The 11,356-nt window shown below is 70.3% G+C and carries 8 protein-coding genes and 1 tRNA gene; 8 read left to right on the top strand and 1 reads right to left on the bottom strand.

Going from position 1 to position 11,356, the window contains the following annotated elements:
• Nucleotides 1–320: 320 nt before the first annotated feature.
• Nucleotides 321–392, bottom strand: a tRNA-Arg gene (locus NBY69_RS01930).
• Nucleotides 393–595: 203 nt separating this feature from the next.
• On the opposite strand from NBY69_RS01930, the gene NBY69_RS01925 reads away from it, so the two are divergent.
• From NBY69_RS01925 to NBY69_RS01890, 8 genes are all read left to right on the top strand, one after another.
• Nucleotides 596–1,060, top strand: a complete 465-nt coding sequence (locus NBY69_RS01925; RefSeq protein ID WP_250297822.1) for a PleD family two-component system response regulator — start codon at nucleotides 596–598, stop codon at nucleotides 1,058–1,060.
• Nucleotides 1,061–1,115: 55 nt separating this feature from the next.
• Nucleotides 1,116–2,066: an ArgS-related anticodon-binding protein NrtL gene (nrtL, locus tag NBY69_RS01920; protein ID WP_250297821.1), complete on the top strand. Its 951-nt coding sequence runs from the start codon at nucleotides 1,116–1,118 to the stop codon at nucleotides 2,064–2,066.
• Between the two features lie 12 nt (nucleotides 2,067–2,078).
• A complete protein-coding gene (gene lysA / locus NBY69_RS01915; protein WP_250297820.1) occupies nucleotides 2,079–3,470 on the top strand; it encodes a diaminopimelate decarboxylase in 1,392 nt (463 codons plus the stop codon).
• Between the two features lie 95 nt (nucleotides 3,471–3,565).
• Nucleotides 3,566–4,921, top strand: a complete 1,356-nt coding sequence (locus NBY69_RS01910; protein WP_250297819.1) for a homoserine dehydrogenase — start codon at nucleotides 3,566–3,568, stop codon at nucleotides 4,919–4,921.
• 6 nt (nucleotides 4,922–4,927) lie between these two features.
• Nucleotides 4,928–6,001, top strand: coding sequence for a threonine synthase (thrC, locus tag NBY69_RS01905; protein ID WP_250297818.1), 1,074 nt, complete (start codon nucleotides 4,928–4,930; stop codon nucleotides 5,999–6,001).
• A gap of 377 nt (nucleotides 6,002–6,378) precedes the next feature.
• Complete coding sequence (thrB, locus tag NBY69_RS01900) at nucleotides 6,379–7,296, top strand: homoserine kinase (RefSeq protein ID WP_250297817.1); 918 nt, start codon at nucleotides 6,379–6,381, stop codon at nucleotides 7,294–7,296.
• Between the two features lie 350 nt (nucleotides 7,297–7,646).
• Nucleotides 7,647–9,713, top strand: a complete 2,067-nt coding sequence (gene rho / locus NBY69_RS01895; RefSeq protein ID WP_250297816.1) for a transcription termination factor Rho — start codon at nucleotides 7,647–7,649, stop codon at nucleotides 9,711–9,713.
• 406 nt (nucleotides 9,714–10,119) lie between these two features.
• Nucleotides 10,120–11,223, top strand: a complete 1,104-nt coding sequence (locus NBY69_RS01890; RefSeq protein WP_250297815.1) for an LCP family protein — start codon at nucleotides 10,120–10,122, stop codon at nucleotides 11,221–11,223.
• Nucleotides 11,224–11,356 lie beyond the last annotated feature (133 nt).

Below are 11,356 nucleotides of genomic sequence, written 5' to 3'. Positions count from 1 at the left end.
GACGGGTGGGCGGGACGGGAGGGATGGGCGGTGCCGGGGTCGGGGTCGACCCCTCAACGCTTATTGAAAATGATAGTCGATACCGTGCGGGTGGAGCTCCACGCCTGTGCGTGCGGCGCCGTGTCGTCGCCCAAGGGGGCGATATCTGCCGGTACATGACGATCGGTCCGGTTCGGTGAAGGTGATACCGGATCTGTCCCGTGAGGCCTGTCGGGTGTCCCTGGGGGTGCTCCGGAGATATCCGGCCGCACACATGACAACAGACCCCCCGATCTGGCGTAATGCCTGATCAGAGGGCCTGTTCGGCACCTTTTGCAAGGTGCCCCCGGCAGGATTCGAACCTGCGCACCCGGCTCCGGAGGCCGATGCTCTATCCCCTGAGCTACGGGGGCGAACCGCCGCTGTGAGCGGCGACGGGTAGAACCCTACCAGCTCAGCGGGGGTGTCCATGAACAGCATTTCCGCGGGCGGGACGACCGTTGATCTCCCGCCGGTCTCGCGCCGGTCTCGCGCCGGTCTGCCACCGGTTGCCCGTGCCGGGCGGAAGTGGGCAAAACCCGGACGTGGTGGTGCCGGCGGTTCTACGCTCAGGGGTGTGTCTGGCACGTACGGCCGGGTGCTTGTTGTCGATGACAACAAGGTCATCCGCCAGTTGATCAGGGTCAACCTCGAGCTGGAGGGCTTCGAGGTCGTGACCGCGGCCGATGGTGTCGAATGTCTGGACATCGTGCACCGGGTCGCCCCCGACGTGATCACCCTGGACGTCGTCATGCCGCGCCTGGACGGGCTGAGTACCGCCGCCCGGCTGCGCTCCGACCCGCGGACGAGCCTGCTGCCGCTCGCGATCATCAGCGCGTGCACGAACCACGAGGTGGAGAACGGGCTCGCGTCCGGGGTCGACGCCTTTCTGTCCAAGCCGTTCGAGCCCGCCGAGCTGATCCAGCTCGTGGGGCAGCTGATGCGGATCCGGCGGGACGGGTCCCCGGCGCGCGGGCCGGTCGGCGCCGGTCCCCAGGGCGCATCCCGGCCTGCCGGAAGGGCCGGGAGCGCGCTCGGCTGACCGGATGGCGAAACCGGTTCGCGGAGAGCCCCCCCTTCTCCCATACGCTTGTCCTGTGACTCCCGCAGAGCTCTCCCGTACCGTCGCGCACGCCGTGCGCCGCGCGGTGGACGAGGGTGCCCTGAGCGTGGTTGTTCCCGAGCGGGTCAAGATCGAACGGCCCCGGCCCGGCGGGCGCGGGGACTACGCCACCAGCGCGGCCCTCCAACTGGCCGGTCCGGCCGGGATGCCGCCCCGGGCGGTCGCCGAGGCTCTGCGCGGGCGGATCGCCGGTACGCGCGGGATCGCGTGCGTCGAGATCACCGGCCCGGGATTCCTGAACTTCACGCTGGCGCCCGACACCTCGGACACCGTCGTACGGACCGTGCGGGAGCAGGGCCTGCGGTACGGCGGCGGCTCGCCCACCGCCTTCCGGAGCGCCGCGCCCGCAGACCCCCGCCTCGGGGCCGACGCCGGCCGCTGGGACGCCCTGGTCGGCGGTGGCGACGGACTGCTGGTCCGGCGCGGGAGCAACCCCCTCTTCCGGGTGCAGTACGCGCACGCCCGCAGCCGCGCGCTGCTGCGCAACGCCCGCGACCTCGGCTTCGCGCCCGCGTACGAGGAGCCCGCGTACGAGGAGCCCGCGTACGAGGAGCCCGCGTACGAGGAGGACGGTTTCGCGCCCGCGTACGCGCAGGACGGCGGCCCCGCGCCCACGTGCGAACAGGGCAGCGGGACGGGGACCGGAACCGCGTGCGCGACCGCGCCGCCCCCCGGCCGGTCCGCTCTCCTCGGGGCCCTGGCCGATTACCCCGCCGTGGTCGAGGCCGGGGCGCCGCACCGGCTCGCCCGGCATCTGGTGACGGTCGCCGACGCGTTCCTGGAGTTCCACATCAGCGTGCTGCCCGTCGGTGACGAGAAACCCTCGGCCGCCCACCGATCCCGGCTCGCTCTCGCCGAAGCCGCCGGGACGGTGCTGGCAGGCGGCCTGTCCCTGCTCGGCATCAGCGCACCCGAACACATCTGAAAGAGCGAAGAGATGAGCCGTTCCGCACACCCCGCCGGGCCCCGGCACGCCGACGTCTACACCGAGGGGCACTACTCGGCCCCCGCCGAGGACCTCAACTCCCTGGACGAGAAGGTGTGGTCGCGTACGGTCGGCCGCGACGCGGACGGCGTCGTCACTGTCGGCGGGATCGAAGTGACCCGGCTGGCCGAGGAGTTCGGCACCCCCGCCTACTTCCTCGACGAGGCCGACTTCCGCGCCAGGTGCCGGGCCTGGGCGGACGCCTTCGGGCGGGACGCGGACGTCTTCTACGCGGGCAAGGCGTTCCTCTCGCGCGCCGTCGTGAAGTGGCTCCAGGAAGAGGGGCTGAACCTCGACGTCTGCTCCGGTGGCGAGCTGACCACCGCGCTGGCCGCCGGGATGCCCGCCGCGCGGATCGCCTTCCACGGCAACAACAAGACCACCGAGGAGATCGAGCGGGCCGTCGACGCCGGCGTCGGACGCATCGTGCTCGACTCCTTCCAGGAGATCGTCCGCGTCGCGCACATCGCGCAGAGCCGCGGCAAGCGCCAGCGGGTACAGATCCGGGTGACGGTCGGCGTCGAGGCGCACACCCACGAGTTCATCGCCACCGCCCACGAGGACCAGAAGTTCGGGATCGCGCTCGCCGACGGGCAGGCCGCCGAGGCCGTCCGCAGGGCGCTCAAGCTCGACGGGCTCGAACTCATCGGTATCCACTCGCACATCGGGTCGCAGATCTTCGACATGGCGGGCTTCGAGGTCTCCGCACGCCGGGTGGTGCAGCTCCTCGCCGAGGTGCGCGACGAACACGGCGTCGAGCTCCCCGAGATCGACCTCGGCGGCGGCCTCGGCATCGCGTACACCTCGGAGGACGACCCGCGCGAGCCGCACGAGATCGCCAAGGCGCTCGGCGAGATCGTCACCCGGGAGTGCGAGTCGGCGGGACTGACCACGCCGCGCATCTCGGTCGAGCCGGGACGCGCCATCGTCGGACCCACCGCCTTCACGCTGTACGAGGTCGGCACCATCAAGCCGCTGGAGGGGCTGCGTACCTACGTCAGTGTCGACGGCGGCATGTCCGACAACATCCGTACGGCCCTCTACGACGCCGAGTACAGCGTCGCCCTCGTCTCCCGTACGTCGACCGCCGAGCCGATGCTCGTCCGCGTGGTCGGCAAGCACTGCGAGAGCGGCGACATCCTGGTCAAGGACGCGTTCCTGCCCGCGGACCTCGCGCCGGGTGACCTCCTCGCCGTTCCCGCCACCGGGGCGTACTGCCGTTCCATGGCGAGCAACTACAACCACGCGCTGCGCCCGCCCGTCGTCGCCGTCAGGGACGGCGAGGCCCGGGTGATCGTCCGGCGTGAGACGGAGGAAGATCTCCTGCGCCTCGATGTCGGGTAGTGAAATAGTCGTCTCACGATCCGGACGGGGGATAGAAACTCCCGTCCGGTGAGTGAGACTGGTCCACACCGTAGAAGTATGAGAAGTGAGGTCGGATGATGCGTACGCGTCCGCTGAAGGTGGCGCTGCTGGGCTGTGGAGTCGTCGGCTCAGAGGTGGCGCGCATCATGACGACGCACGCCGACGACCTCGCGGCACGCATCGGTGCCCCCGTCGAGCTCGCCGGTGTGGCGGTCCGCCGCCCCTCCAAGGTCCGTGAGGGGGTCGACCCCTCCCTCATCACCACCGATGCGATGGCCCTGGTCAAACGGGGCGACATCGACGTCGTCATCGAGGTCATCGGCGGTATCGAGCCCGCCCGCGCGCTGATCACCACCGCCTTCGAGCACGGCGCGAGCGTCGTCTCCGCCAACAAGGCGCTGCTCGCCAAGGACGGCGCCGCTCTGCACGCGGTGGCCCAGGAGCACGGCCGGGACCTCTACTACGAGGCCGCCGTCGCCGGTGCGATCCCGCTGGTGCGCCCCCTGCGCGAATCGCTCGCGGGCGACAAGGTGAACCGGGTCCTCGGCATCGTCAACGGCACCACGAACTTCATCCTCGACAAGATGGACAGCACCGGCGCCGGGTACTCCGAGGCGCTCGACGAGGCCACGGCCCTCGGGTACGCCGAGGCCGACCCCACCGCCGACGTCGAGGGCTTCGACGCCGCCGCCAAGGCCGCCATCCTCGCCGGTATCGCCTTCCACACCCGGGTGCGCCTGGACGACGTGCACCGCGAGGGCCTCACCGAGGTCACCGCCGCCGACATCGCGTCCGCCAAGCGCATGGGCTGCACCGTCAAGCTCCTCGCCATCTGCGAGCGGGCCGCCGACGGCAAGTCCGTCACGGCCCGAGTCCACCCGGCGATGATCCCGCTCAGCCACCCGCTGGCCTCCGTCCGTGAGGCGTACAACGCGGTCTTCGTCGAGGCGGAGGCGGCCGGACAGCTCATGTTCTACGGTCCCGGCGCCGGCGGCTCGCCCACCGCGTCAGCGGTCCTCGGCGACCTCGTGGCGGTCTGCCGGAACAAGCTCAACGGGGCCACCGGGCCCGGCGAATCCGCGTACACCCGGCTGCCCGTCAGCCCCATGGGCGACGTCGTCACGCGGTACCACATGAGCCTCGACGTGGCCGACAAACCGGGTGTTCTCGCCCAGGTCGCCACGGTCTTCGCCGAACAGGGCGTATCGATCGACACGGTCCGCCAGCAGAGCCGGAATTCAGGCAGCGGTGACGAGGTCGCCATCGAGCAGGGTACCGACGGGCGACGGGCGGGCGGAGGCGGCGAGGCGTCCCTCGTCGTCGTCACCCACCGCGCGCCCGACGCCGCCCTCTCCGGGACCGTCGAGGCGCTGCGCAAGCTCGACACCGTGCTCGGTGTCGCCAGCATCATGCGTGTTGAAGGGGAGTAAGGACCCATGACCACCAAGGGCACCCACCAGTGGCGCGGCATCATCGAGGAGTACCGGGACCGGCTCCCGGTCACGAGCACGACGCCCGTCGTCACGCTCCGTGAGGGCGGTACGCCGCTCGTCCCCGCGCAGGTTCTTTCCGAGCGCACGGGCTGCGAGGTGCACCTCAAGGTCGAGGGCGCCAACCCCACGGGGTCCTTCAAGGACCGCGGTATGACCATGGCGATCACCCACGCCAAGGAGCAGGGCGCGCAGGCCGTCATCTGCGCCTCCACCGGCAACACCTCGGCCTCGGCCGCCGCCTACGCCGTACGGGCCGGAATGGTCTGTGCGGTCCTGGTGCCGCAGGGCAAGATCGCCCTCGGCAAGATGGGTCAGGCGCTGGTCCACGGCGCCAGGATCCTCCAGGTCGACGGCAACTTCGACGACTGCCTCACGCTGGCCCGCTCGCTCTCCGACAACTACCCGGTGGCGCTGGTCAATTCGGTCAATCCGTCCCGTATCGAGGGGCAGAAGACCGGCGCGTTCGAGATCGTCGACGCCCTCGGTGACGCCCCGGACATCCATGTGCTGCCCGTCGGCAACGCCGGCAACATCACGGCGTACTGGAAGGGCTACGGGGAGTACGCGGCGGACGGGCCGGCCACCCGCACCCCCCGGATGTGGGGTTTCCAGGCCTCCGGCTCCGCGCCCATCGTGCGCGGCGAGATCGTCAAGGACCCGTCCACCATCGCCACGGCGATCCGGATCGGCAACCCGGCCTCCTGGCAGTTCGCCCTCGACGCCCGTGACGAGTCGGGCGGTTTCATCGACGAGGTCACCGACCGTCAGATCCTGTCGGCCTACCGGCTGTTGGCCTCCCAGGAAGGCGTCTTCGTGGAACCCGCGTCGGCCGCCTCGGTCGCGGGCCTGCTGAAGGCCGCCGAAGAGGGCAAGGTCGACCCCGGCCAGAAAATCGTCTGCACGGTCACCGGCAACGGCCTGAAGGACCCGGACTGGGCGGTCGCGGGAGCCCCGCAGCCGTTCACCGTCCCGGTGGACGCCGTGGTGGCCGCCGAGCGCCTGGGCCTCGTCCAGTAGCGCTCCGGTGCTTGCGCCCGGAGTGCCCGGACCTCGTGCCGTAGCGCTCCGGGGCTCGTGCCCCGGGCTCTCACAGGCTCATCTCCGGTCTCTCTCCGGCCCTTTCGGAACCGAGAGCGCATAGGAGGCATACGACACGCATCGTGCGCCTCCTGTGCGCCCTATGTCGCGACAGAACCTTCCTTCGATAAGCTGTACTCAACCCACCCCGCCGCAATGTGCCGCGGTGTTGTTGTCGTGATGCCCGCAGTGCTCGTAGGGTCGTCCGGCCAGGGGCCGCCGGGGGAGCGTTCTCCCGGGAAACACAGCCGAATTCACCGTAAAAACCTCGCGGTCGACAGCAGAGCCGCGGTCTCACAAGGAGAGTCGTCAGAGCGATGGCCGGTCCCGCGTTCCGTGCCGCCGCCGTCCGGGTGCGCACCCCCGCCACCAGCGCCAACCTCGGGCCGGGCTTCGACGCCTTCGGCCTGTCGCTGGGGCTGTACGACGACGTGGTCGTCCGGGTCGCCGACACCGGGCTGCACGTCGACATCGCGGGTGAGGGCGCCGAGACGCTCCCGCGCGACGAGAACCACCTGCTCGTACGCTCCCTGCGTACGGCCTTCGACCTGCTCGGCGGGCAGCCGCGCGGCCTGGAGGTCGTCTGCGCCAACCGCATCCCGCACGGCCGCGGCCTCGGCTCCTCGTCCGCCGCCATCTGCGCGGGCATCGTCGCCGCCCGCGCCGTGACCATAGGCGGGGCCGAGAAGCTCGACGACGAGGCCCTGCTCGAACTGGCCACCGAGATCGAGGGCCACCCCGACAACGTGGCCGCCTGCCTGCTCGGCGGCTTCACCCTCGCCTGGACCGACGGGGGAGCGGCGCGGGCCATCAGGATGGATCCTGCGGATTCCATCGTTCCGGTGGTTTTCGTCCCCAGCAGGCCGGTGCTCACCGAGACCGCGCGGGGCCTCCTCCCGCGGGCCGTCCCCCATGTGGACGCGGCTGCCAACGCGGGTCGCGCGGCTCTGCTCGTGGAGGCGCTGACCAGGCGCCCCGAGCTGCTGTTCGCGGCGACCGAGGACCGACTGCACCAGGAGTACCGTGCTCCGGCGATGCCCGAGAGCGTGGCCCTGGTCAACCGACTGCGGGCGGACGGCGTCCCCGCGGTCATCTCCGGCGCGGGCCCCACGGTGCTCGCGCTGGTCGAGAACGGTGCGGCCGAAAAGGTCGCACGGCTGGCGGGCGAAGGGTGGGCGGCCAACCGGCTGCCGCTCGACGCCTCGGGTGCGAGCGTTCTACCGCTGGGTACGTAGGAGCGCCCGGTTGCCGGTGAACGAGAGGGGGAATATTTGTTGGATCCGGTAGTGTTAACCTCAAGTCTGCACTCGACGCCTTTGTGGCGCGGTGCTCAGTGTCCCCATCAGGGACCGCCTTTTCCTCCGGGAGCCTCCCCAACTGCCTGAGCAGCCTGCCTGAGCAGTTTCGAGCACGCTCCGGAACCGGCCTCTGCCGGACCCCAAGCACGTCTTGCCCTCCGCCGTACCCCGGCGGACCACCGCCCCGGCGTCGGTTCGCGATCAGTCAAGATCCAGAACCGCAGTCGGACAGCACAACCGGTCGCCGAGCCAGACAGGCCGACGCCCGCTCCAGGGAAGGACCCTTCGTGAGCGACACCACCGATCTGATGGGCGTGACTGCCGACAACAATGTCGACGCCGCGTCCGCCGCCGGTGCTGCTACCGGCAGCACCGCACGGCGCCGCCGCTCCGGCACCGGCCTCGACGGCATGGTCCTGGCCGAGCTGCAGCAGGTCGCGTCCGGCCTCGGTATCAAAGGCACCGCACGGATGCGCAAGAGCCAGCTGATCGAGGTCATCAAGGAGGCGCAGGCCGGTTCGTCCGCGCCCAAGAGCGCCCAGGCCGCCAAGCCCGCCAAGAGCGCGGACAGCGCGTCGACGGCCGAGACCAAGCCGAAGCGCCGTGCCACCTCCAAGTCCCGTACGGGTGACGAGTCCGCGGCGGCCGAGAAGTCCGCGGCCCAGCAGCAGATCGACATCCCCGGTCAGCCTGCCAGCGACGACCAGCCGGCCGGCGAGCGCCGTCGCCGTCGGGCCACCGCCCAGGCGGGCAGCCCCGAGACCACGACGTCCGCCGCCGAGGCCAAGGCCCCGAAGACGGACGCCACCGCGGAGACGCACTCCGCCGGCACCGACGTGAAGACCGAGGCTCCGGCCGAGGCCGCCACCGACAGCGCCGAAGGCCGTCGTGACCGTGGCCAGCGCGGTGACCGCCGGGAGCGCGGCGACCGCCAGGACCGCGGGGACCGACAGGAGCGCGGCGACCGCGGTGACCGTCAGGAGCGCGGTGAGCGCGGCAGCCAGCGCGACCGCCGCGACCGCGGTGGCAAGGGCGACGACCAGCAGGGCAGCCAGCGCCAGCAGCGCCAGGGCAACCAGAGCAGCGGCCCGCGCGCCGACGAGAACGACGACGACTTCGACGGAGGCCGCCGTGGTCGCCGTGGCCGCTACCGTGACCGCCGCGGCCGTCGTGGCGAGCGCCAGGAGTTCGGTGACGCGCCCCAGGTCGCCGACGACGACGTCCTGATCCCCGTCGCGGGCATCCTGGACATCCTGGACAACTACGCGTTCATCCGGACCTCCGGCTACCTGCCGGGCCCGAACGACGTGTACGTCTCGCTCGCCCAGGTCCGTAAGAACGGCCTGCGCAAGGGTGACCACGTCACCGGCGCCGTCCGCCAGCCCAAGGACGGCGAGCGCCGCGAGAAGTTCAACGCGCTCGTCCGCCTCGACTCGGCGAACGGCATGGCGGCCGAATCCGGCCGCGGGCGCCCGGAGTTCCAGAAGCTGACTCCGCTGTACCCGCAGGACCGGCTCCGCCTGGAGACCGACCCGGGTGTGCTGACGACCCGGATCATCGACCTCGTCGCGCCGATCGGCAAGGGCCAGCGCGGTCTGATCGTGGCCCCGCCGAAGACCGGTAAGACCATGATCATGCAGGCCATCGCCAACGCGATCACGGTCAACAACCCCGAGTGCCACCTGATGGTCGTCCTCGTCGACGAGCGTCCGGAAGAGGTCACCGACATGCAGCGGTCGGTGAAGGGCGAGGTCATCTCCTCGACCTTCGACCGTCCGGCCGAGGACCACACCACCGTCGCCGAGCTGGCCATCGAGCGCGCCAAGCGCCTCGTGGAGCTGGGTCACGACGTGGTCGTGCTGCTCGACTCGATCACCCGCCTGGGCCGTGCGTACAACCTGGCGGCCCCGGCCTCCGGGCGCATCCTCTCCGGTGGTGTCGACTCGACCGCCCTCTACCCGCCGAAGCGCTTCTTCGGTGCCGCGCGGAACATCGAGGACGGCGGCTCGCTGACCATCCTCGCCACCGCGCTGGTCGAGACCGGCTCGCGCATGGACGAGGTGATCTTCGAGGAGTTCAAGGGCACCGGCAACATGGAGCTCAAGCTCGACCGGAAGCTCGCCGACAAGCGCATCTTCCCCGCGGTGGACGTCGACCCGTCCGGTACGCGTAAGGAAGAGATCCTCCTGAACGCGGAGGAGCTCGCCATCGTCTGGAAGCTGCGCCGGGTGCTCCACGCGCTCGACTCGCAGCAGGCGATCGAGCTGCTGCTCGACAAGATGAAGAAGACCAAGTCGAACGCCGAGTTCCTGATGCAGATCGCGAAGACCACGCCCGGGAGCGGCAACGACTGACGTTCCGTCACGGATTGTCAACTGGCCCGCCCCGTCACGGAAGTGACGGGGCGGGCCAGTTGTGTGTGGGAGTGGTGTCCGGCTTTCACACCCCTTTTCCGTTCCCCCGCCGCGTCTCCGGCACCGCTCCGCCGCCCCGTCGGGCCGCATCGGCGGCCTCCGAGACGTTCGCCACAGCCCGCGCACCGGGGCCGGTCGTCCCGGGTTCGCCCCGTACTGCCGAAAACCCCAGGTGAGGGCCGCTTTGCGGCAGTTGCCCGACTACGCCCTGTCACTTCCGCGCACGCTGAGGTCACAGGGTGTTGTGCAACGCTTTCGCGAGATACGTCGTCTCCCAAGTGATGACACACCGTTGCCTGAACTTCGGGGCAGGGGGTAGCGCGACCACCGAGAAGCTGGAGGGGACATGGGCGAGTCACAGAAGGCGGGCCGAATACGGGGCAGCGGCAAACGCCGCAGGAGGGCATCCACCCGGCGCAGGACGCTGACCATCACGGCATGGGTGGCCGCCGGAGTCGTCGTACTCGGCGGCGGCGGACTGGGCTTCCTCTACTTCAAGCTCGACGGCAACCTCAAGAGCGTCGACATCAACGCCCAGCTCGGCACCGACCGCCCCGCCAAGGTCGACAACGGCTCCATGGACATCCTGGTGCTCGGCTCCGACTCCCGCGCGGGGGCGAACTCCAAGTACGGCAAGGACGAGGGCGGCGCCCGCTCGGACACCGCGATGGTCGTCCACGTCTACCAGGGCCACAAGAAGGCCAGTGTCGTGTCGATCCCCCGCGACACCCTCGTGGACCGGCCCGACTGCACCGACTCCAAGGGCGGCACGGTCGCGGGCGCGCAGCACGCCATGTTCAACACGGCGTACGAGAGCGGGGGTCCGGCCTGCGCGGTGAAGACCGTCGAGAAGATGTCCGGGATCCGGATGGACCACTATCTGGAGGTCGACTTCTCCGGCTTCCAGAAGCTCATCGACGACCTGGGCGGTGTGCCCGTCACCACCACCAAGGCGATCAACGACGACAAGAGCCACCTGCACCTCGCGGCGGGCACCCACACGCTCAACGGCGAGGACGCGCTCGGCCTCGTACGCACCAGGCACGGCGTCGGCGACGGCAGCGACCTCGGCCGCATACAGCTCCAGCAGGCCTTCATCAAGGCGCTGATCAACCAGATCAAGCACGTCGGGGTATTCACCAGCCCCACGAAGCTCTACAACCTCGCGGACACCGCCACCAAGACGGTCACCACCGACTCCGACATCAACTCCGTCAAGAGTCTGGTGAGCTTCGCGAACGGGCTCAAGGGCATCGGCGCGGGCGACATGAAGATGGTCACGATGCCCGTCGAGTACGACCCGGCGGATCCCAACCGGGTGATCCCGCTGGAGGCGAAGGCGCAGCAGGTGTGGACCGCGCTGAAGCAGGACCGGCCCATTCCGGCCGCCGCGACCAAGGGCTCCGCGGGCGACCAGGGCGAGGCGGGCAAGGTCGTGACCAGCTCGTAGAGGCCCACCCCGGAATAGATCCGGCCCGCCCGGGGTTGGCCAACTGTCCGGAATTTTGAAGGACGGGCCAGTCCTGGCAGACTGGTACGTCGGCCCCGGTTCACGTTCGGACAATTCCGTCCGCACGACCCGG

The sequence above is a fragment of the Streptomyces sp. A 4/2 genome (genome assembly GCF_940670765.1).
Classification (GTDB): Bacteria; Actinomycetota; Actinomycetes; order Streptomycetales; family Streptomycetaceae; genus Streptomyces.
This window is presented reverse-complemented; position numbering and strand designations above follow the sequence as displayed.

Bases quoted from the DNA above. Each gene is read 5' to 3' on its own strand.
- lysA (WP_250297820.1), top strand. From the start codon at position 2,079: ATGAGCCGTTCCGCACACCCCGCCGGGCCCCGGCACGCCGACGTCTAC.
- NBY69_RS01910 (WP_250297819.1), top strand. From the start codon at position 3,566: ATGATGCGTACGCGTCCGCTGAAGGTGGCGCTGCTGGGCTGTGGAGTC.
- thrC (WP_250297818.1), top strand. From the start codon at position 4,928: ATGACCACCAAGGGCACCCACCAGTGGCGCGGCATCATCGAGGAGTAC.
- thrB (WP_250297817.1), top strand. From the start codon at position 6,379: ATGGCCGGTCCCGCGTTCCGTGCCGCCGCCGTCCGGGTGCGCACCCCC.
- NBY69_RS01890 (WP_250297815.1), top strand. From the start codon at position 10,120: ATGGGCGAGTCACAGAAGGCGGGCCGAATACGGGGCAGCGGCAAACGC.